Annotated in this window: 21 protein-coding genes and 1 riboswitch; of the genes, 5 read left to right on the forward strand and 16 right to left on the reverse strand. The window is 69.9% G+C overall.

Annotation, left to right across the window (positions count from 1 at the left end; genetic code table 11):
- Positions 1–15: 15 nt before the first annotated feature.
- The gene (locus IE069_RS07580) at positions 16–1,680 is read left to right on the forward strand and encodes a PucR family transcriptional regulator (RefSeq protein WP_189349507.1); all 1,665 of its coding nucleotides are present in this window, start codon (positions 16–18) and stop codon (positions 1,678–1,680) included.
- A gap of 108 nt (positions 1,681–1,788) precedes the next feature.
- On the opposite strand, the gene IE069_RS07585 is transcribed toward IE069_RS07580, so the two are convergent.
- From IE069_RS07585 to thiO, 11 genes are all read right to left on the reverse strand, one after another.
- The gene (locus IE069_RS07585) at positions 1,789–2,217 is read right to left on the reverse strand and encodes a type II toxin-antitoxin system VapC family toxin (RefSeq protein WP_189349508.1); all 429 of its coding nucleotides are present in this window, start codon (positions 2,215–2,217) and stop codon (positions 1,789–1,791) included.
- Positions 2,217–2,468, reverse strand: coding sequence for a FitA-like ribbon-helix-helix domain-containing protein (locus tag IE069_RS07590; RefSeq protein ID WP_189349509.1), 252 nt, complete (start codon positions 2,466–2,468; stop codon positions 2,217–2,219). Before IE069_RS07590 ends, IE069_RS07585 begins: the two co-directional genes overlap by 1 nt.
- A 74-nt stretch (positions 2,469–2,542) precedes the next feature.
- Positions 2,543–3,772: a Wadjet anti-phage system protein JetD domain-containing protein gene (locus tag IE069_RS07595; protein ID WP_189349510.1), complete on the reverse strand. Its 1,230-nt coding sequence runs from the start codon at positions 3,770–3,772 to the stop codon at positions 2,543–2,545.
- The gene (locus tag IE069_RS07600; RefSeq protein WP_189349511.1) at positions 3,769–7,206 is read right to left on the reverse strand and encodes an ATP-binding protein; all 3,438 of its coding nucleotides are present in this window, start codon (positions 7,204–7,206) and stop codon (positions 3,769–3,771) included. The genes IE069_RS07595 and IE069_RS07600 overlap by 4 nt, the downstream gene beginning before the upstream one ends.
- Positions 7,203–7,961 (reverse strand): DUF4194 domain-containing protein, encoded by a 759-nt coding sequence (locus tag IE069_RS07605; protein WP_189349512.1) that lies wholly within the window; start codon positions 7,959–7,961, stop codon positions 7,203–7,205. The genes IE069_RS07600 and IE069_RS07605 overlap by 4 nt, the downstream gene beginning before the upstream one ends.
- On the reverse strand, positions 7,958–9,406 hold the full coding sequence (locus tag IE069_RS07610; protein ID WP_189349513.1) for a DUF3375 domain-containing protein: 1,449 nt from the start codon (positions 9,404–9,406) through the stop codon (positions 7,958–7,960). The genes IE069_RS07605 and IE069_RS07610 overlap by 4 nt, the downstream gene beginning before the upstream one ends.
- Before the next feature lie 9 nt (positions 9,407–9,415).
- The gene (locus tag IE069_RS07615; RefSeq protein WP_308425381.1) at positions 9,416–9,856 is read right to left on the reverse strand and encodes a PIN domain-containing protein; all 441 of its coding nucleotides are present in this window, start codon (positions 9,854–9,856) and stop codon (positions 9,416–9,418) included.
- Entirely contained in the window at positions 9,835–10,113 is a 279-nt protein-coding gene (locus tag IE069_RS07620) for a type II toxin-antitoxin system Phd/YefM family antitoxin (RefSeq protein WP_189349515.1), read from the reverse strand. Before IE069_RS07620 ends, IE069_RS07615 begins: the two co-directional genes overlap by 22 nt.
- Before the next feature lie 46 nt (positions 10,114–10,159).
- Entirely contained in the window at positions 10,160–10,951 is a 792-nt protein-coding gene (locus IE069_RS07625) for a thiazole synthase (RefSeq protein WP_189349516.1), read from the reverse strand.
- A 1-nt stretch (position 10,952) separates the two neighbouring features.
- Positions 10,953–11,219 (reverse strand): sulfur carrier protein ThiS, encoded by a 267-nt coding sequence (gene thiS, locus IE069_RS07630; RefSeq protein ID WP_189349517.1) that lies wholly within the window; start codon positions 11,217–11,219, stop codon positions 10,953–10,955.
- A complete protein-coding gene (thiO, locus tag IE069_RS07635; protein WP_189349518.1) occupies positions 11,216–12,469 on the reverse strand; it encodes a glycine oxidase ThiO in 1,254 nt (417 codons plus the stop codon). Before thiO ends, thiS begins: the two co-directional genes overlap by 4 nt.
- Positions 12,459–12,570, reverse strand: a riboswitch (TPP riboswitch). (Overlaps the previous gene by 11 nt.)
- Before the next feature lie 13 nt (positions 12,571–12,583).
- Between thiO and thiE the strand changes: the two genes are divergently transcribed.
- On the forward strand, positions 12,584–13,300 hold the full coding sequence (gene thiE, locus IE069_RS07640; protein WP_189349519.1) for a thiamine phosphate synthase: 717 nt from the start codon (positions 12,584–12,586) through the stop codon (positions 13,298–13,300).
- Here the strand turns inward: thiE and IE069_RS07645 are convergent.
- The 4 genes from IE069_RS07645 to IE069_RS07660 form a co-directional block, all read right to left on the reverse strand.
- Positions 13,287–14,516 carry a Fic family protein gene (locus IE069_RS07645; protein ID WP_189349520.1) on the reverse strand — a complete coding sequence of 410 codons (1,230 nt, stop codon included), beginning with the start codon at positions 14,514–14,516 and terminating at the stop codon, positions 13,287–13,289. The two genes, thiE and IE069_RS07645, sit on opposite strands and share 14 nt — an antisense overlap.
- A 64-nt stretch (positions 14,517–14,580) precedes the next feature.
- The gene (locus IE069_RS07650) at positions 14,581–15,225 is read right to left on the reverse strand and encodes an isochorismatase family protein (protein ID WP_189349521.1); all 645 of its coding nucleotides are present in this window, start codon (positions 15,223–15,225) and stop codon (positions 14,581–14,583) included.
- Positions 15,226–15,376: 151 nt separating this feature from the next.
- A complete protein-coding gene (locus IE069_RS07655; RefSeq protein ID WP_189349522.1) occupies positions 15,377–16,309 on the reverse strand; it encodes an aldo/keto reductase in 933 nt (310 codons plus the stop codon).
- Positions 16,310–16,322: 13 nt separating this feature from the next.
- Positions 16,323–17,201 (reverse strand): aldo/keto reductase, encoded by an 879-nt coding sequence (locus IE069_RS07660; RefSeq protein ID WP_189349523.1) that lies wholly within the window; start codon positions 17,199–17,201, stop codon positions 16,323–16,325.
- 105 nt (positions 17,202–17,306) lie between these two features.
- Between IE069_RS07660 and IE069_RS07665 the strand changes: the two genes are divergently transcribed.
- Both IE069_RS07665 and IE069_RS07670 read left to right on the forward strand, forming a co-directional pair.
- Positions 17,307–18,260 carry a LysR family transcriptional regulator gene (locus IE069_RS07665; RefSeq protein WP_229791011.1) on the forward strand — a complete coding sequence of 318 codons (954 nt, stop codon included), beginning with the start codon at positions 17,307–17,309 and terminating at the stop codon, positions 18,258–18,260.
- 219 nt (positions 18,261–18,479) lie between these two features.
- Positions 18,480–19,139 carry a DUF6318 family protein gene (locus IE069_RS07670; RefSeq protein WP_189349524.1) on the forward strand — a complete coding sequence of 220 codons (660 nt, stop codon included), beginning with the start codon at positions 18,480–18,482 and terminating at the stop codon, positions 19,137–19,139.
- Positions 19,140–19,808: 669 nt separating this feature from the next.
- Here the strand turns inward: IE069_RS07670 and IE069_RS07675 are convergent.
- Positions 19,809–20,750, reverse strand: a complete 942-nt coding sequence (locus IE069_RS07675; protein ID WP_189349525.1) for a GlxA family transcriptional regulator — start codon at positions 20,748–20,750, stop codon at positions 19,809–19,811.
- 108 nt (positions 20,751–20,858) lie between these two features.
- Between IE069_RS07675 and IE069_RS07680 the strand changes: the two genes are divergently transcribed.
- The coding region (locus IE069_RS07680) for a putative quinol monooxygenase (RefSeq protein ID WP_189349526.1) at positions 20,859–21,076 on the forward strand (218 nt) is incomplete at its 3' end.

A 21,076-nucleotide genomic window follows, 5' to 3' on the forward strand; every position in this document is an offset into this window, starting at 1 on the left:
CGATACGATCTGTCAATGAGTGTTCTTCCCGAAGGTTCCGGGTCCGCCGGCCGGCTGACCATCGCGAGCGTGCTGGAGCAGGAGGAGATCCGCGCCGGCGCACCGGAGGTCCTGGCCGGCGGCGGCCGCCTCGACGACGACGTCCGCTGGGTGCACGTCGCCGACTCGGCCGCCATCGGCGGGCTGCTCGAGGGCGGAGAGCTCGTGCTGACCACGGGCCAGGCGTTCCGCCACTCCGCGGAGGCGACCCGCACGTTCCTCGACGATCTGGGCGCGGCCGGGGCGGCCGGCGTCGTCATCGAGCTCGTGGACGCGCGGGCGGAGCCGGCGACGGAGGCGATCGAGCACCTGCGCGCCGCCGTCGTCGGGCGGGACCTGCCCGTGGTCCTGCTGACGCGGAAGGTGCGGTTCGTGCGCGTCACGCAGGTGGCGCACCGGGCGCTGGTCGGCGAGCAGCTGGCGCGCGTGGAGCGGGCGCGGCACGTGCACGAGGTCTTCACGCAGCTCTCCCTCGAATCCGCGAGCGAGCAGCGGATCGTCGACCAGACGGCCATCCTGCTCGATTCGCCCGTGGTGCTCGAGGACGTGGCGCACCGGGTGCTCGCGTTCCACGGCGAGGATTCCGTGGGCCTGCTGCACGACTGGGTGCGGCGGGCGCGCGGGGTCGGGTACCTCGAGACGACCGGCCGCCGCGGCGGGGCGGACGACTGGCTGCAGGCCCCCGTCGGCGTCCGCGGGCGCCGGTGGGGCCGGCTCGTCGTGACGAGCCCGCTGTCGGACGACGACGAGGCCAGTCAGGTGCTCGAGCGCGCCGGGCAGGCCCTGACCCTGGCGCGGATGGCCGGCCGCGACGAGCGCGAGCTGCTCTACCAGGCGCAGTCCGGCCTGATCCACGAGCTGCGGCACTCCCGCACGCTCGGCGAGCCCGAGGCGCGGACCCGGGCGGCGGCGCTGGGGCTCGCCGACGCTCCGTACTACCTGCCGGCCGTGATCCGCCTGGACCGGCGCGCGGACGAGGATCCGACCGGGCTGCAGCTGCGCGAACGCGCCCTGCTCGAGGAGCTGACCCTGGTGGTGCGGCGGGCGCGGCGCTCGGTGCTGGTGGCGGGCATGGACTCGGGATCCCTCGGGCTGCTGCTGCCCGTGCCGGCGCGGCAGCTCGAGGACGGCCTGGTGGAGGACCTGTGTGCGCGGCTGACCGCGGCGCGGCACGGCGGCGAGCAGGAGCCGGACTGGTCGGTCGGCGTCGCCCCGAGCCGGCCGGGCCTGGTGGAGGCGGCGGCCGGACTGGACGAGGCGGTGCAGGTCGCGGAGATCGCCGGCACCCTGGAGACGCGCCGGCAGCCGTTCTTCCGGTTCGGGGACCTGCGGCTGCGCGGGCTGATGTCGATCATGCAGGCCGATCCGCGCGTGGCCGCGTTCGCCGAGGCGGAGCTCGCGGGTCTGACCAGAGACGACGACGCTGCGGGCCTGGACCTGCTCGAGCTCTACCTGGCGCACGGCGGCAACAAGTCCGCGCTGGCCCGCACCGGCTTCCTCAGCCGGCCGGCGCTCTACGCCCGGCTGGCCAAGCTGCAGGACAAGCTCGGCGTCTCGCTCGAGGACGCCGAGTCCCGGACGGCGCTGCACGTCGCGGTCCTCTGGCACCGCCTGCGCGAGGCCGACGCCGCCGCCTCCTGACGGCCCGCCGCCTGTTGCACCCTGCCACCACGACGCGGAGCCGATCTTCCGGGGTCGCGCGCCCGCGCACCCCGGAAGATCGGCTCCGCGTTGACGGGTGCTTCGCCCTCAGGTCGGGGTCGGCGTCCACGGGTCGATGAGGGAGAGCCCGAGCCCGTCGAAGTCTTTGCTGTTCCGGGTGGCCATGGGTGCGCTGTGCGTTCGCGCGATGGCCGCGATCTGCGCGTCGGCCGTGTGGATCGGGCGTCCGGCCGACCTGCGGCAGGCGAGGATCTCTGCGTAGGGTGGGCTCGCGTTCACGTCGAAAGGCAGGATTCGCAGGTCGAAGTAGTCACCGAGGACGTCTTCGACGTACTGATCGAGAACCTTCCTGCGTTTGCCGTCCGGGAGTAGCGCCACACCCGCCCGCAGCTCAGCCGCGGTGACTGCTGTGGTGTAGAGGGACATCGAATTCTGCTGGTCCAGCCAGGCGATCACCGTCTGGCTGGGCTCCGGCAGCATGAGTTCGGAGATGACGTTCGTGTCGAGGATGATCATCAGTGCTGCGAGAAGTCTGTCGAACGGGCCGCGTCCTCCCGGCGTTCAGGGACCTCGACACCCGGGTCGCCGAGTTCGAGGAAACGCTGACGCATGGCGGTCCCCAGACCGAAGGCCGCAGGGGGAGCGTTCATCTCTCGACTCAGGATCACCCTGGCCTCGGCTTCCATTGAACGCCCGTTCGCGGCGGCGCGGCGGCGTAAGGCCTCTTTGGTGGACGGCTCAAGATTGCGGATCACGATGCTCGCCATAAGGGACCTCCGGTTGATATCAGCGATATCATTATACAATCTGTGGCCGAAGGAGTCGAGACGCCGGGCAGTAGTCAGGAACCGTCGCGGAGGAGTTCTCTCAGCGCCGCTTTCAGGGTGGTGACCGCCGTCGCCCATCCGATGCGCTCCTGTTCGAGGCGGAGATGCCCGTGCTCGCCGAGCGCCGCGAACGCGTCCACCTCCGCCGGCGTCAATCCGGCTGGCACAGTGACTCTCGGCGGGTTCGGGTCCGCGCCGGCAAAGGGCAGGTGGGTCTCGAGCGTGCCGCGGTCCATCATGACGGAGACCGCATCCGGCAGGATGCCGCGCAGCGCGGCCAGGATGTACAGGCCGTCCGCGTCCAGATCACCCCAGTAGACCAGCGGCACCCTCGCGATCCACGGCAGGTCGGCGATCCAGCGGACGTCGTATCCGCCGCCGTGGATCGCCACCACGCCGTCGATCGGCGGCAGCGCCAGCAGCGTCTGCAGATTCTCGAGCACGACGACGGCCTGTGGCGTGATCTGCAGCCTCGCCAGTTCCGCGACCGAGGCGGCGAGGTCGCCGAGGCCTCCCGGGGCGAGCTGGTCGTCGAGGAACCGGAGCCGGTAGAGCTTCGGCGGGCCCGCGAGCCCCGTGTCGAGGCGGCCGGTCGCCGCTGTGTTGAGTGTTTCGACGACGCCGCGGTGGCGTTCGTACCACTTCGAGTCGATGCCGGGCACCGGGAGCTGCCGCGGCAGCAGGCCGGATGCGGGGTGGTCGACGATCCAGGCGAGCACATCGAAGAGCCGCTCGAAGTCCTCACTCGGCAGGGCCACGATCTTCTTGAGCACCTTTGCCACGGCCGATCCCATGAGGCCCGAACCGTCCGGGGCGACGGGCTCGTCCAGTGCAGCAGGCTCGGCCGGGACGGCGGCTGCGTCCGGGCCCGGGAGGTCCAGGAGGCGGGACGCACGCCCCGCCGCCGTGTTCCAGTGCGTGGACCGCCGCAGGAACGCGGCGACACCGGCCGGCGCGGTGCAGCGGAGCCGCACGGGGACACGCTGGGTCCCGCTGTTCGGCCACCGCCTCGCCTCCCAGTCGATGGCCACGACGGAGGAGCCGCCGAGGGCCGCGCCGACGTCGTTCCAGGCCTTCAACCAGGCGCCGACGGCGCCGAGATCGAGGGCCGCCTGCGCATCGGTCGGCGGGTGCAACGGCATCGACTGCGGCGAGCCGGAATCGAACGGGTCGACCGCCCAGGCGGCGAACTTCCGCTCGTAGGTCTTCTGCAGGCGTTCGCGCGCCTCGGCGACGGTGATCACAGGACGTGGGGCCCGACGTCGAACAGAGTCTCCGCGTCGCGTTCGCCGTCGGACGAATCATCGTCGGCCGGTTTGTCGTCGTCCGCGGCAGCGCCTTCCCCTGTCGCGTCCGCGTGGACGTCCGAACCGTCGCGGTCCTCCCGAACCTCAGAAAACGGGACCGGAGAGAGCCGCGAGTCGCGGGAGTCGCGGCAGGTGACGAGCGCGATCCCACCGACGTAGTCCTCAAGCGTGCGCAGCAGTTTGAGTGGGGTCGCGAGGATCATGTGGAATCCGAACTCGGTGAAGATGTCGAGCGCCATCCGGGTGAAGGTGGCATCGGCCTTGTCGAACGCCTCGTCCATGACGATCGATCCGTAGCGCGGAAGCTCCTCGCCCTGCGTCAGCTGGTAGCGCAGCGCCGCGGCCAGGCAGAAGACCACGAGCTTCTGCTTCTGCCCGCCGGACCGTCCCTGCCCGGAGTCGTAGTAGTCGAGGACGTCGCCATCGGCGTCGATCTCCACGGCGGTGAACCTCACGTGGGTGCGGACGTCGAGGCACTGCTGACGCCAGGAACGGTCGGCGGAGTCCGACGAGCCGAGCCGGCGCATGAGCCGGGCCAGGACCTCGAACCGCCGCTCGGCCTCCGACCGTTCCTCCTCCGGGGCGAGGGCGCCGGTCGTGACCGTGTTGAGGTCGCGTAGGAAGTCTCCGGCCATCGGCGGCCGGGCGTCCTCGATCCGGATCTGCAGGAACCGGCCGGGGCTGTACGGGCTGCACAGCAGGGACTCGTTGATCGGCGCGATCCGGCGGCGGAACTCGCGGGCCGCCCGCTGGATGAGTTCGCGCAGCTGGGCGATGTTCTGCTGGGTCTGCGTGCGCAGCATGTCGAAGAACCGGTGCTCGAACTCCGGGAGCCGGTCGGCCTCCAGCTGCTCGAGCACGTCGAGGTATCCGGCCCGGTCTGCCACGTTCTCGCTGTAGTCCTGCGCCGCGTCCGGCCACTGCGTCTTGAACTCGGCGATGATCCTGGCCATCGTCAGGCTCAGCTCGTTCAGCCGCGTGCGTGCCGCGTCCCGGCGGGAGTTGAGGGCGGCCTGCGTCTTGCGGGCGTCTGTCTCGATGGTCTCGTGGGTGGTGGCGCGCCGGGTCTTGACTGCGTCGAATTCGGCCAGTAGGGCCGTGGCGGTGTCCTCGGGTACGGCGTCGGACGGCCGGCTCTCGAGGTCGCCCACCAACCGCTCCAGGTTGTCCGCGCGTCCGGTGGCGGCCGCCGTGGCGTTGCGTTCCTGCTCGTGGACCCGGTGGGCGGTGCCGACGGCCTCGGCGGCCTGTTCGAGCCGGTGCTGCGCCGCGCGCAGGTCCCCGTCGTCGGCGAGCAGCGTGGCCCGCGAGGAGTCGAGGTCCTCGACGCGGGCGGTCGCCCGGTCCACGTCGATCCGCTCCCACGCCTGGCGGGCGATCTCCTCGGCCGTGAAGAGCCGCCGCTGCAGCAGGGCCTCCTGCTCGGTGATCGCCGCCTCGGCGCGGTGGGCCACCTCGAGTTCGCGCGCGACGGTTTTGCGTTCGTCGAGGAAGTGATCGAGCTTCGAGCCGTTGTCGAAGCCGAGGACCCAACGCCGTCGGTCGTCGACCCGGAAGCGGTCGTCCTTTTCGAAGGACCGAGCGCCGCGTTTGACCTGGCCGGCCCGGGTCACGCCGCGGCGGAGCCGGGCGAGGTCGTCGGCCGTCTCCACGCAGGCGAAGTCGTACCTGTCGGACAGCCTGTGGAGGAGCCAGTCGCGCATCGGTCCGTCGGCGACCTCGATCCGATACACGAGCGAATCCTCCGACTCTGGCCGTGCCGGTGCGCTCGAGGTGCGCGGCACGATCTCGTACCGCAGGAACGTCCCCAAGTGGGCGGCATCGACGGCGCGAACGACTGCCTGCTCGTGGGCGGCCGGGACCAGGAGCACTGCACTGAGCGGGCGCAGCACCCGTTCGATCGCACCCGTCCAGTCCGCGTGCTCGGCCCGGACCTCTAGGAGTTCGCCGGCGAACGGCAGGGACCTGATGGGGATGCTCGTCTCCTGCGCGATGACGTCGCGCGCCTGCAGCAGGTCGGGGTTGAGGTTGGATTGGTTGCCGCGCATCGCCTTGACGACGCGGTCGATGTCGGCCAGCCGTTGCCCGGCCTCGTACGCCGCCCCGACCGCGCGCTGGCGGGACTCGTCGATCCGGCCGCGCTCGGCGTCCGCGGATTGGGTCAGCGCGCGGGTCTCGTGCTGCAGTTCTGCGAATTCCGCCGCGTCGGCGGGCCGCGGCATCTGGACGCCCTCGAGCTTCCGGTCCAGCTCGGCGCGCTCCCGGCGGACGGTCTCGAGCCGGTCGCGTTCGTTCGCGAGCCGTGATTCGAGTAAGGCGAGCTGCTGCCCGCCCCGTCTGTCGACCTGGGCGCGGGCTTCGTCGACGACTCGGCGGGCGGAGTCCTCCGCGTCGGCGGCCGTCACCAGCGCACGCTCGCGCTCGGCCAACGCGGCTTCCTCCTCGCGGAGGGCGTCGCGGGTGAGGTCGAGGCGCCAGCGGTGGGTGAAGTCCTCGAGGTGACCCAGCAGCAGGCTCAGGCTCTCCGACTCACGTTCGGCCGCATCGTAGGCGTGGGACGCCGTCCGCAGCGGGGCCAAGTGCTCGACCTGCCGCCGGGCCCGCAGGACGGCCTCGTGCGCCGCCGAGAGTTCCGTGAACTGTTCGACGGCGGCGTCGGCCTTGGCGAACGTCGCCGGCTCGTCCAGCATGAACTTGCGGAACAGCTCGTCGAGAGAGCCGAGGTTCTTGGCCGACTGTGTCTTGTGCAGCAGGAGGGTCGCGCGGTCTCCCGAGAGGCCGAGGGCGCGGGAGAAGCGGCGCTCGAATTTCGCGTGCTCGGTCTCGACATTGGCGTCCGGGTACGCGGACTTGAGCTCGCGGACCTTGATCCCGTTCGCCGCGAGTGGTTCGAGGTCCGGCAGGGAGATCGGCCCGGCGGAGAGCAGCCCGACGTCCTTCACGTCTGCCGGCGCGGTGCCCCCGGTCTTGACGTGGAACAGCTTGACGAGGGACTGCGTACTGCCGGAGCCGTCCGCGTAGCGGAGCAGTACACCGGACCAGGTGGCCTTGGGCCGCAGGAAGTGGCTCGTGATCTCGCCGGTGGCCTCGTCCGTGCCGCGCCGCCATGCGCCCCGGACATAGGTCAGGAGTGTCCGGTCGCCGCTGCGGGTGGAGGCGTCGGCGGCGGCCGCGTTGAAACGCGCCCGCCCCCGGGAGGTCAGTACGGCGCTGATGGCGTCGACGATCGACGACTTGCCGGAGCCGGACTCGCCCGTCAGCAGGAAGCCCTTGCGTGGGACGTCGATGGCGTGGAACCCCGAGAAGGTGCCCCAGTTGACCAGCTCGACGCGTTCGAGACGCCACTGTCCCGGGTGGATCGTGGTGCTCATTCCTTCTCTCCGTCCAGTACGGCATCGGCGCCCGCCTCGTCCATCTCGGTGTCCGTGCCGGTCTCCGGGTCCGCGCCGTCGTCTCCGGCGGCGATCAGGCGCTGGTACTCGGCGGTGACGGCCGCGATCTGCTCCGGGCCGAACACCAGCCGCAGCACGGGGGAGACCTCGAACCGGCCCTCGGTCGGGGTACGCAGCAGCAGGTTGTGGGTCTCGAACTTCTTCCAGGACGAGTTGATGCGCTTGGCGAAGCCGGCCTCGTCGGTGGACTCGGCACCCCGGTAGGAGTGCAGGTGCTCGTACACCTCGTCGCGGCCGATGAATACGCGGCGCGGCCCAGCACCGCGGACCAGCTCGCGGCGCAGGAACAGGAGCAGGGCCGTGTCCATGAACGTCAACGCCATGGTCCGTACCACTTGCGGGAGGTCCTTCTCCGTCGATTCGGCGTTTCGGACGAACGCTACGCCTTGGACCTCGTCCACGACGAGGTCCAGGAAGAGGTCGGCTAGGCGGGAACGGATGCTCTGGGTATCCGTGAGCAGGGCGCGCCAGGCCTCCTTCTGCCGGTCGGCGGACAGGTAGGGCCCCTTGACGAGCGCGGCGAAGGCGCGGCGCGAGGATTCGGCGAGGGTTCCGGTGTCCGTCTCCCACAGCCGGCCGTCGCGTGATCCGACGTCGAACTCGCGGTGGGCATCGTCTCGCCCGGTCTCCTCCGCGGGTTCGTTCGGCGCCGGATCCGGCAGGGCAGGTGTCATGCGATGGCCTCCTGGAACAGGAATCGGGGGACGCGCGCCCGGCGCTCGCCGTCCGGGGTCCGCCACGAGACGGATTCGACGGCGTCACGGGTGCGGGTGGCGTGTTGCTCGGCGAGAACGAGGAGGCCCACAACGCTCGCGACCCCTTGAGTCGCCCGACGGTGGGAGAGAATGTCGGCGATCGTGGAGGGCCCGTGCGCGGCGAGCACGGAGTTGACGTTGTCGGTAACCTCCTGCATGTCGATTTCGGAGGCGCGGACGGCCTCGCGCAGAGCTTCAAGGTCGGCGGGCTGCGTCTCGTGGATCTCGAGGGGCTCAGAGGTTTCGCTGTCCGCGGGGTTCTGGAGTTTCATCGCGCTCGGCGAGGTGACGTGCACGCCCGTGAGCGCCAGCTCGATCGGGAGCCTCGTCCAGGGACGGGTGGTGGACGAGGCGCGCCCCGCTGCGCCGAACGCCTCGCGCAGCATCTGGTGGACCAGTCGTTCCTCCGCAAGCTCCTCCGACTGGACGAAGCGGCGCAGGCTGCGGCTCAGGGACGTCATGACGTCGTTGATCTCTCCGCTGGCGTCCTGCATCGCCGGTAGCAGGCGCCGCAGCTGGGTCCGGTTTTCCGGAGAGAGGGAGCGGGCGAAGGGGCGCTCGAGCAGGGCGTCGAGATCGTCGTCGACGGCGGTCGTCTGCTCCGGGTCGAGGAGTAGCGAGTGGAACGCGGAGAACGAGCGGCCGGCGTCGGACTCGGCGAGGACGTCGACGCCGCGGAAGATGTCGTCGAGAACCGAGCCCCGGGAGGCCGGTTCCTCGATCAGCCGGGCCCGCAAGTCGCGATTGATGAGGTCAAGCTCGGCGCGGACTCGGGCGAAGTCCTCCGGGAGCTCGGATGCGAGGGAGAGGACGTCGTGCGCCTGGTCGACGGCGCGATGCTCGTCCAGTGTGTCCGCGTCGCCGCGCGCCAAGGCCTCGATCCGGGCGTCGAGGCGGTTCCGTTCCGCCTGCAGTGCGGCGATCCGGCGGGACACGTCCGGGTCTGTGTCGATGCTGAGGCGGCGGATCCGCTCGACGATCGTGGCGAGGCGGGACTCCGTCACCGAGGTGCGCGGCACGGCGAGGGAATCGATGAAGCGCAGGGCGGTCAGCGTGCCGTCGCTCAGTTCGTAGATCTCCTCGCGCGCCTCGCCAGGGCGGCGCACGAGGTAGCCGTCCGTCAGCCACGCGCGGCAGTACGCCGCCGCCGGCTGGCGGAGATCGAAGCCGCGCGCCCGCAGGTCGACCAGATCCGTCTCGACCGCGTCGAAGAGCTCGGCGGCGGCGAGGTGGCGACGCTCGCGCGAGAAGTGGGTGCCGAGCACGGCGAGGGCGACCGGCGCAGTGTCGGTGCGCAGCAGAGCCCACGCCGGACTCTCCTGGAGCAGCCGGCGCGCGGTGAGGGCTACGCGGACCGTGGACACGTTTTCAGGCTATCGGGGACCACCCGCGAAGTGCGCATCCGGGCACAACGGATCGTGCACGTCGAGGCCGAGTTCTTCCGCGACTGTCAGCATCTGCTGGTCGTGGCTCACCAGTGCTACACCGGTGCCGAGGAGCGAACACGTCGCCAGGTGGATGGCGTCGAGGGACTTGATGTGCGGCTCGAGCGCGGCTGCGAATCGGAGAACACCATCGTCGATGCCGAAGAAGGAGACGTTGTTCAGCACGTGACCCGCGGAGCGGATGGCCAAGCCCTCGCGGCGCAGGACGCGGACCGTTTCAAGTTTCAGCAGGCCAGATGAGGCGAACTCGTGCCCCGCAGCTAGTTCCGTCTTCATCCACGATGCGGATGAACCAAGCGGGCGCAGAGCCACGTCGAGTGCCACAGACGAATCGAGGTACCAGCGCATCAGTGTTCGCCCTTCACCCATTCGAGGAGCTCGGCGACCTGCGCCTGCGTATAGGTGCCCGAATTCTCGGTTGGCCACGGTGTCTCGTCGGACTTGGGGCTGTTGAGGCGGCCTTCGGAACGCAATCTGTCCCAGAGGTCCGTATGGCCGTCGACAGGCTCGATCCGCCAACGCGGTGTGCCTCGTTCCGTGACGATGACTGCCTCGTCCGCCTCTGAGATCTGGGCGAGCACCTCAGCGGTCTTCTGGTTCAAGTCTCTCTTGCTGATCGACTTCATGACCCCATTGTAGTACCTCTGTCTGACATTAAATCGTGGAGAGTGCCTACTGGAACAGCGCGCCCGCCATCGCGATCATGCCCTCCTGCGGGCTCGACGCGTGCGCCAGCGACCGCTTCGGGATCCGTCCCGCCCCGCGCGCCAGGTGGCCCGCCTCGACGGCGAGCTTCATCGCGCGGCCCATCGCGACGGCGTCGTGCGCCCGGGTGACCGCGCTCGCCAGCAGCACGGCCTCGCAGCCGAGCTCCATCGCCAGCGTCGCGTCCGACGCCGTGCCCACGCCCGCGTCCAGGATGATCGGCACCCCGGCCCGGGACACGATCGTCTCGATGTTGAACGGGTTCAGCACGCCCAGGCCGGTCCCGATCGGGGCGCCGGCCGGCATCACGGCTGTCACGCCGACGTCCTCGAGCCGCTTGGCGGTCACCGGGTCGTCGTTCGTGTACGCGAACACCTTGAACCCGTCCGCCACCAGGGTCTCGGCGGCGTCGACGGTCTCGGTCGGCTCGGGAAGCAGCGTGTCCTCGTCGGCGATGACCTCCAACTTCACCCAGTCGGTCTCCAGGGCCTCGCGCGCCATCTTCGCCGTCAGCACGGCGTCGCGCGCCGTGTAGCAGCCGGCCGTGTTCGGCAGCGGCCGGACGCCGAGCCGCTCCAGCATCGCGAACACGCTCGAGCCCGTCTCCGCCGCGTACCGCCGCATCGCCACCGTGGTGACCTCGGTGCCGGAGGAGACCAGCGCGTCCTCCAGCGTGGCCAGGCTCGTGGCCCCGCCCGTGCCCATGATGAGCCGGCTGCCCAGCTCGACCCCGTCGATGACCAATTTCTGCGATTCCATGTCAGCCTCCCTGCGTCGCTGTGACGAGCTCGACGACCGCGCCCGCCTCGATCGCCGTCGCCGCCCACGCGGACCGCGGGACGACCTCCCCGTCCAGCGCCGCCGCGACCCCGGTGCCCCGGCCGGACGCCAGGCGCCCGTCGTCGCCGATCGCCTTGCCGGTCTCCTGCGCGACGACGTCGCGCAGGGTCGTGCCCGCGCCCGCCGCGCGCTCCTTGCCGTTCAGGGTGAAGGCGACGCCGGGCGTCGTCTGCGCTGTCTCGGTCATGTGCTGCTCCTCGTGGTCGTGGGGCCGGCGGTGCCGGCCGGGCGGGTCGGGGCGGAGGGGGTGAACCGGTCCGGATGGACCGAGGCGAGCAGCTCCGCCGGGGTGGGCGCGGCCGGATCGGTGGCGCCGTCGTCGTGGTCGGCGGGCGCGGGCTCCGCGACGATCTTCGCGGTGAGGCGGCTGCCGAGCGGGGCGAGCAGGATGCCGTGGCGCGAGTAGCCCGTGGAGACGATCAGGCCGGGGTCGAGGCGGCCGATGAGCGGGACGTCGTCCGGGGTGCCGGGGCGGGCGCGGGCGGTGGTCTCGAGCAGGGTGGAGTCGAGCACGCCGGGCAGGATGCGGCGGGCGGATTCGAGCAGATCGTGCACGCCCTCGGTGCTGACGCCGGGCTCGGAGTCCTCGCGGCTCGTGGCGCCGAGCACCACCGTTCCGTCGACGCGCGGCACCGCGTAGACCGGACGCCCGTTGACGATCGCGCGGACGATCCGGGTGATGAGCGGGCGGTTGCGCTCGGGCAGGCGCAGGCGGAGGATGTCGCCGTGGATCGGGCGCAGCGGCAGATCCAGCAGGTCCGCGGCGCCCAGGCCCGTGGCGACGACGGTCTGGTCGGCGGCGAGGCGGCGTCCGTCGTCGAGCTCGACGCCGGTGGTGGCCCCGCCCGTGGTGGTGAGCGCGGTGACGCGGGAGCGGACGAACTCGGCGCGCGGGTCCGCCTCGAGGCGCGCGATGAGGGCGGCGGTGAGCCGGCGCGGGTCGACCTGGTGGTCCTCGGGCAGGTGCACGCCGCCGGCGATCGAGGGGGCCAGGGCGGGCTCGAGTTTGCGCAGCTGCCGGCTCGTGACCGCCTCGACGGGCAGGCCGGCCGCGCGCTGCAGCGCGACGAGGTCCTCGAGCGCCGTCCGGTCCGCGGCGTCGGCTCCGACGACGACCGTGCCGGTGCGCAGGTAGCCGACGCCGAAGTCGCGCGCGTCCGTGTCCGCACCGCGATCGGCGCCCTGAGCGTGCTCGCCGCCGGTCGACAGCCGCTCGAGGAACCCGCGGTACATCCGACCGGAGGCGATCATCAGCCCGAAGAGCGGGCCCTGGCCCCAGATCATCTCGGCGGCGGGGGCCAGCATGCCGGCGGCCGCGTGGCTGGCGCCGGAGGCCGGAGCGGGGTCGCAGATCGTGACGTCCCAGCCGCGGCTGGTCAGCTCGAAGGCGGTGGCCAGGCCGACGATCCCGGCCCCGGCGACGATCGCATGCGCCATGATTCCTCCCTACGGCGGCATGATCCGCATCAGGTCTGGTGGTCGGCGCCTAACTGCCTCGGCGCCCTCTCAGCCCGGTACGGGCTCCCACGGATTGGCCCCTATTGTAGACACATGAGCCACAGCACAGACGCACGCGTGACAGCCGGCGAAGCCTTCGGCCCGGCGGATACGACGACGACGCTGACGCGGTCCGACCGCCTCGAGCTGCTGGAGCAGACCCGGCTGTACGTGTGCACGAACGCCCGCGAGGAGTCCGGGGACCTGCGCGAGTTCCTGACCGCCGCCTACGCCGGGGGAGTCGGGATCATCCAGCTGCGCGACAAGGGCATGGAGGCCGCCGCCGAGATCGACCGCCTCATGGTCCTGGCCGAGGTCGCCCGCGAGCAGGGGGCGCTCTTCTCGGTGAATGACCGCGCCGACATCGCCGCGCTGACCGGGGCCGACGTGTTGCATCTGGGGCAGGGTGACTTGTCGACTACCCAGGCGCGCACGCTGCTGGGACCCGACGTCCTGATCGGGCGCAGCACGCACACCCTGACGCAGATCAACGCGGCGAACCAGGACCCGGGGATCGACTACTTCTGCGTCGGTCCGGTGTGGGAGACGCCGACCAAGCCCGGCCGTGCCGCCGTCGGGCTGGACCTGCTCGGCTACGCGGCCGCGGTGGCGAAGAAGCCGTGGTTCGCGATCGGCGGCATCGACGCGCAGCGCCTGCACGAGGTGGCGGAGGCGGGCGCCGAGCGCGTCGTCGTCGTGCGTGCCGTGACGGAGGCCGCGGACCCGGCGGCGGCGGCCCGCGAGCTCCGTATGGGTTTTAGCGCCGGGTGAGGGTTGAGGCGTAGTCGTCGAGGACGCGCAGGATGCCGTCGTGCTGCCAGACGCGATTGCGTTTGAAACCGCTGCGTTCGCTGAGCACACCGGTTTCGGCCAATTGCGCGAGTGCTCGCTGGGCCGTTGTTCCAGAGGTGTCCAGCAGGCGGGCGACGAGGTGTGCGTTGATGACCGGGTGCGTCACAAGATGCGGAAGGACCTTCCACGCCGCGGCCTGCCGGCGCAGGGACGACATGCGCTGCCGGGCGGCATCTAGCTGGTCTGCCAGGGAGTCAACGAGGTCTTCACCTGTCCGGGCGGCGAACCGGGCGGCTCCCGCGAACTCGGCCACGATGGGAGCCGCGTTTCCTGAGCGGTATGCGGTCAGCGCCTCGAAGTAGGAATCGGTGCGGCGGAGCAGCCCGGCGGAGACGGGTGCCGTGGTCTGTGTCAGGACGCTTTTGGCACGCAGGAGAGCGTGGACGAGCGCGCGGCCGGTTCTCCCGTTGCCGTCGACGAAGGGGTGGATGGTCTCGAACTGCGCGTGGGCGATGGCGGTTTGCACCAGAACGGGGAGATCGTCCCGGTGCATGAAGTCCGTCAGGTCGGCGAGGGCAGCGGCCACCAGCCCCGGCTGCGGGGCGACGAAGGATGCGCCGCGGGGGCTGACAGCCGAACGTCCCACCCAGACAAGCTGCTGGCGCAGGTGGCCGGCGTGCTCTTCCCATCCGCGCTGTCCGGACATCAGCTCGGCATGCATGGTGAGGATTGCGTCGAGGTCCAGCTGGTCCGCGAGACGCAAGGCCGCCTCCATCGCGCGAACGTTGGCGACCACGACTCGAGCGTTGTCGCTGGTGGATTGATCGAGTTCCGCCAAGGCCAATTGGCGGGCCCCCACCGTGAGGTTCTCGATCTGGGACGAGGACGTGGACTCGGTGCGCAGGAGCACCGCTGACATGGGCCCGAGGGTCGTCGATTGGGCGCCCAGCTTCGAGGTCGCGTAGTGATCGAACGATGCCAGCGCCGCGATCGCTTCTTCCGAGTCGGCACTCATGGTTCCGTTCAGCTGGACGGAAAGTTTGGAAATCGGCGGGACGACCGCCGAGCGGTAGGGTCCCGAACCGGCGGCGAGAGCGGCGCGCGACGTCATCCCATCCGACTCGGCAATCCACGTGTGGTTCTCGTAGCCGAGAGGTGGGACCGGCAGCGAAAGGGTACCTTCCGGAGTCTCCATAGTTACAGTTTAGCCGAAACTGTAACTATGGAGAATCTCTAGACACAGTTTCGCCGGCCGCGCCTCAGCGGCCGTTCGCGTCGAGCTCCTGCTTGAGCGGGAAGTACCAGCGCATGACCTGGCGGAGCTTGTCGGAGTCGTCGCGGGCCCAGTTGCGCATGATCTCGCCGCCGAAGGAGATCGCCGTGACCGGCTGGGCGCCGGCGGCGACCATCCGGTCGAACGCCCGGTCGTGGGCGACCTGGGAGATGCCGCCGACCGCGTCGGCGACGGGGAACACCTCGTAGCCCTCGGCCAGCATGTCGAGGGTCGGGAACGTCAGGCAGACCTCGGTCCACAGCCCCGCCATCACGACCTTCCGCCGCCCGGTGGACTCGACGGCCGCCCTGAACTCGGCGTCCTCCCACGCGTTCACGCCGGTGCGGTCGATCTCCTTCACGCCCGGCAGCTGGTCCTTGATCTCCTGGGCCGTGCCCTGGTTGACGCCCATGTCCACGCCGACGGTGGAGAGGACCACCGGGATGTCGTACTTCATCGCGATGCGGCAGAGCGCGCCGACGTTGAGGTCGATCCGCTCGCGGGTGGCCGACGTGACCGTCCCGTACTGCTCCGGCTGGTAGTCGATCAGCGCCAGCACGCAGTTCTGCGGCGTCAGCAGGTGGTCCCGGTCCTGGTCCCTGATCGGCTCCGGAGTGAGTTTCTTGTCCATCTGTACTCCCTTTCCTGCCCGCGAGGGGCCCAGTCGGCGCACGGGGAGGTGCCCGTGGCACCAGACTAGGGGGAGCCCCGGTCCGTTGGGTAGCACCCGGGCGCAATCCGCCGGGCCGGCGCGGCGGATTGCGCGCGCCGCGGCCGGGCCGCTACGGGACGGTGTAGCCGGCGGCGCGGACCAGCTCGTACCACTCGGGGCGCGTCAGCGGGATCTCGGAGCCCTGGGCGGCGGCCGCGATGCGCCGCGGCGTCGTCGTCCCCAGCACGACCTGCATCCGCGCCGGGTGGCGGGTGATCCAGGCCGTGGCGATGGCCAGCGTCGGCACGTCGTACTTCTCGGCCAGCCGGTCGATCACGGCGTTCAGCTCGGGATACTTGTCCGAGCCGAGGAACGGCCCGTCGAAGAACCCGGCCTGGAACGGCGACCACGCCTGGATCGTGATGTCGTTCAGCCGGCAGTAGTCGACGATTCCACTATCTCGGGACACGGACTGCTCCAGCCCCTGCATGTTCGCGGCGATGCCCTGGGTGATCATCGGCGCGTGCGTGATCGACAGCTGCAGCTGGTTGGCGACGATCGGCTGCCGCACGTACTTCTTGAGCAGCTCGATCTGCCCCGGGGTGTGGTTGGAGACGCCGAACGCGCGCACCTTGCCGGACGCCTGCAGGTGGTCGAACGCGCGGGCGACCTCTTCCGGTTCTACCAGAGCGTCGGGGCGGTGCAGCAGCAGGATGTCGATGTAGTCGGTGCCCAGCGCCTCCAGGGACCCCTCGACCGACGCGGTCAGGTGCTCGTAGGAGAAGTCGAAGTACGGGCCGGGCGTCCGGATCCCGGCCTTGGTCTGGATCGTGTACTGCTCGCGCTCGGACGGGCTCAGCGCCATCGCCTCGGCGAACCGGCGCTCGCAGCCGTGCGGAGGGGTGCCGTACACGTCGGCGTGGTCGAGGAACGTGATGCCGGCGTCGCGGGCGGTGCGCACAATCTCGCGGACCTCGTCGTCGGACTTGTCCTGGATGCGCATCAGACCCTGCACCACGTTGGGTGCGGGCAGGGCGACGTCGGGCATGGAGAAAGTCTTCATGGGTTCCTTGCTGTCAGGCCGCGCTGAGGCGCGACATCTGGTCTTCGGTCAGGGTGAGGCCGGCGGCCTGCGCGGAGTCCCGCACGCTCTCCGGCCGCGAGGCGCCGGGGATCGGCACGACGACGGGCGCGAGCGCCAGCTCCCAGGCGAGCGTCACCTGGTAGACGCTGACTCCCAGTTCGGCGGCCACCTCGCCGAAGGCGGCGTGGTTCTCCGCGAGCTCGGCGGCGTTGGCGATGCCGCCGAGCGGGCTCCACGGCAGGAACGCGATGCCCAGCTCGGCGCAGTGGCGGAGCTCGTTCTCGGAGGAACGGTAGCGCGGGCTGAACTGGTTCTGGACGGAGGTCAGGCGGCCGCCGAGGATGTTGTTCGCGAGGTCGATCTGCTCGATGTTCGCGTTGGAGATGCCGGCCAGCTGGATGACGCCGTCGTCCAGCAGGTCGCGGACGGCGCCGACGGAATCCTCATAGGGGACCTCCGGGTCGGGCCGGTGGAGCTGGTAGAGGCCGATCGCCTCCACGCCCAGCCGGCGCGCGGACTCCTTGGCGGCCTCCTTCAGGCGTTCGGGGCGGCCGTCCTTGGTCCACGTGCCGTCGCCCGGGCGGATCAGCCCGCCCTTGGTGGCGACCAGGACGTCGTCGGCTCCCGGGCCGTAGTCGCGCAGGGCGCGGGCGATGAGCTCCTCGTTGTGGCCGGCTTCGTTCGCGTCGCGGTGGTAGGCGTCGGCGGTGTCGATCAGGGTGATTCCGGCGTCGAGCGCGGCGTGGATCGTCGCGATGGAGCGCCCGGCGTCGGGGCGGTTCTCGATCGACATGGGCATGCCGCCGAGGCCGATCGCGGAGACGGAGCGGTCGCCGATCGTGCGGGTCGGGAGTGTGGTGCTGGTCTGCATTCTGGCTCCTTGGTGGTGGACGGGCGTGCCGTGTGTCACTCTAGGAACGGTTAATTCAGAAGTCCAACAGTTCCCAGCACTGAAAACAAGAACCTGGAGTGGTCAATGGATCTGCGTCAGATGGAGTACCTCGTTGCGCTCGCCGAGGAGCGGCACTTCACGCGGGCCGCCGAGCTGACCCGCATCTCCCAATCGGGGTTCTCGGCCGCGATCCGCAGCCTCGAGGAGGAGCTCGGCGCGCAGCTGTTCAACCGCACCACGCGCCGGGTCGAGCCGACCGAGGCCGGGCTGGCGCTGCTCCCGCACGCCCGGGCGATGCTGGCGCAGGCCGCGGGGGCGCGCGACGCCGTCGTGCAGGCCAGCCGGGCCGTGTCCGGGACGCTGCGGATCGGCTCGGAGCAGTGCCTGGGCGTCGTGGACATCAACCCGCTGCTGGAACGCTTCCACCGGAGGCACCCGGCGGTGGAGACGCACTTCGCGCAGGCCGGGACGCAGGACCTGCTCGCCATGGTGCGGTCGGGCGACCTGGACGTGGCCTTCGTGGCGACGAACCGGCACTTCGGCACCCTGGCCCACCGCGAGCTGGGCCGCGAGCCGCTGGTCTTCCTGGCGGCCCCCGATCACCCGCTGGTGGCCGGAAGCCGCGCGGTTCCCGCCGGTCCGGCGCAGGGGGCTGCTCCGCGCGACGGGCGCGGCGTGCAGTGGGCGGACCTGGGCGACCAGGACTTCGTGGACTTCAGCGGGGCGTGGGGGATCCGCGAGCTCAACGATTCGGCCTTCGGGTTCAACGGCGTGCACCGGCGGGTGCGCTGCACGGTGAACGACGTCCACACCCTCCTGGACCTCGTGGCCCGGCGGCTCGGCGTGGCGGTGGTGCCGCGGCACGTGGCGGCGAAGCCTCAGGCGCAGGGACTGCTGACGCTTCCGCTTCCGGCGGCGGGAACCCCGGAGTGGACGGTGTCGGTGGTGTGGGCCGGCCGTGAGCGGTCGGAGGCGCCGGCCTCCCACCTGCTCGAGCTCCTCGACGACGCAGCGGCGTGCGGTGCGGACGCCGCCTGAGCCGCGCTGACTGTCATCTGCTCGCCCCACTCTGCCTCCCGTGACCGCAGAACAATAGTGGATAGGTCGACCGGTGATGGTGCGTCAGTGGCACGCGGGGCAGGCGCTGGTGCCGCAACGACCTGTGGATAACCAGTGCATCGATTGGATGATCCCGCTACCCTCGACGGAAGGAGCAGGTGGGGGAGCCAGCATTCTCAGGACATCGAGGGGTATTCAGTGGGTCAGTTCGGTATCGCGCGCATGGGCGTCGCAACGGTTGCAGTAGTCGGTGCGCTGGCGTTGAGCGCCTGCAACGGCACGACGGCGCCGCCTGTGGAATCCCCATCGGCCTCGTCGGCGGCGCCGACCAGCAGTGCGCCGGCATCGCCGACCCCGAAGCCCGCGACCTCGACGTCTCCCGCGGAGAATCTGGAGCCCCCGGTCATGCCGGAGGAGGCCAAGGAATTCTCGGCCGACGGGTACGAGGCGTTCGTCGAGTACTGGTTCGAGGCCCACGACTACGGGATGCAGTCCGGAGACACGACTTCTCTTGATGATGTGTCGAACGAGGGGTGCGGGTTCTGCCTAAGCCGAATTGACGATATCGACGGCGTGAATTCCGGGGCGCAATGGGTTTTTGGTGGTGAACTGATCGCGGATGATATTTCCGCCAGCATGGTTGAAGACGACCAAGGGCTCTATGCGGCGACATTCACTATGCGGCAGGTCCCCGGGTCGGTATATTCTTATGACGCAGCCGAGAATGAAGTCACTGTGGTCGAAGAAATCGTCGAATCCGAGCGCGCCCTGTTGTTCTTCGCGTTCTATGACGAGTCCAACGGATGGGATGCGGCGGCGGTCGTGGAGGACTCGGCGGTTGAGGAAGAATCGTCGTGACTCTTCGTCTGAGACGAGCGGTCGGTGTTGCCTTGGCAGTGTCCGTACTGTCTTTTGTTCCTCTGCTCCTTCCGCATGGAACGGATTACGCGGCGGCCTGCCCCAAGCCAGAGCAGACGGAGACCAGCGCGAGCGTCTCCGATGAGGACCTGACCCTCGATGGTGTTTGCGTGCCCGGTGTCGTGACCCCTACCGTCCCGGATACAGGGCCTGTTGGGGAAGAAGGGGCTGGCGGCGGAGGCGAGCGCGAGGCAACGCCTGTCGTTGATGATGGAAACCGCCACACGTGGGCACATATCTGGCTCTTCCCAGATGAGGGTGTAGGTCGGCCGGGCGCGTCGGTCCGCAGATAGACGTCGAGGTCTCCCGACGATGGAGGTTCCTACGCATCCATCCGAAAGACCTCGACGTGACCGACGCTACCCCGCCGGCCGGCTTCGGCCGCCCTGACCTGACGGCCTTCGCGTCTCATCCCAATCGACCCTGATCGGGTCTGCAGATCCTCTCGACGAGAACGCAGCGACATCATAGCCACCCAACCCCGACCGTCCGGGAAGCCGGGGCACGTCACATGACCTGTGCTGCGGGCGTGTCGAGTGGGGCGTCCAGGGGCGACGCAGGAGCGTCGACGCGACGTGCTGAGAGGTGGTTCTAAGGCATGGCGATAGGTCAGGAACGGCGTCGCTCCCTGCGCAGGAGGGAGCGCAGAGTCTCGGCGTTCGCGTAGCCGACCCGTAGCGCGATCTCGGCGGAGGTGAGGTCCGTGGTTGCTGAGAGGTGCCGAGCTCGTTCGATGCGAAGCCGTTGGACGAAGCCGAGCGGAGTGAGGTTGAGCGCCGCACGGACTCGTCGTTCGAGGGTGCGCCGGCTGGTGCCGAGCGACTGCGCGACGAAGGCGACGTTGAACGGTTCGTCCAGGCGGGCGCGCACGAAGCGTTCGAACTCGACGACGATCGGGTCCTCGTGCCGGAGATGTTCGTAGGCGACGAAGGCCGCCTGCGACGGGCGCTCGTCGATGAGGAGGAGCTTGGCGACATGTTGGGCCAGGTCGGGGCTGATCGATCGCACGAGTGAGAGCGCGAGGTCGATGTGGGCGAAGGCGGCGCCGGCGGTGACGAGGTTCCCGTCGACCACGACCATGGTGTCGAGATCGAGGTCGACGGTCGGATAGCGCTTCAGGAACTCCGGCCCCAGGAACCAGCTGGTCGTCGCCCGTCGATGATGCATCCGTCCGGTCTCGGCGACAGCGAACACGCCGGTGCACGCCGCGGCGATCCGGGTGGTCGCCTCGTCGAGGCGCCCGAGCGAGGCGATGACCGAACGAGCATCTCGGCTCTGGAGGGCGTCGTTGGTAGCGGCGGCCGTAAGGGTTCCAAGCGCAGGGACGACGACCACGTCGAACTCTCCGGACTCCGACAGCGGGTGGTCCACCGACAGGGTCATCGATGCCGTCGTGGTCACTCGCCGTTTCGGTCCGAGGATGGCGAGTTCGATCGGGTCGATCCGCGGGTCGACATCGCCGCGGGCTCCGTCGGCCACCCGCACGATGTCGATGATCGACGCGATAGCCGAACCGAAGCAGCCGTCGATCGCGATCAGTCCTATACGCATGACGTAAACAATAGCAATACTGCCGTATACGCCACTTCTCACATGCCCTTGCTCGTCATATACTGAACTAGCTTCAGCAAGAAACCTCGACACCTAGGAGAACCCCTCATGTCAACACCCACATCACTTCCGTATGCCTTCGTCGCCAAGATCGTCGCGGCCGATGGACAGCACGACGCGCTCGCCGATCTGCTCGCAGGCGCTGTCGCACTCGCCAACGAAGAAGTAGGAACGATTGTCTGGTTCGCGGTCAGGACCGACGCCGACACCTTCTGGATCTTCGATGCATTCCCCGACGAGGCCGCTCGCGACGCCCACGCCAACGG

It is taken from the genome of Zhihengliuella salsuginis (assembly GCF_014651715.1).
Lineage (GTDB): Bacteria > Actinomycetota > Actinomycetes > Actinomycetales > Micrococcaceae > Zhihengliuella > Zhihengliuella salsuginis.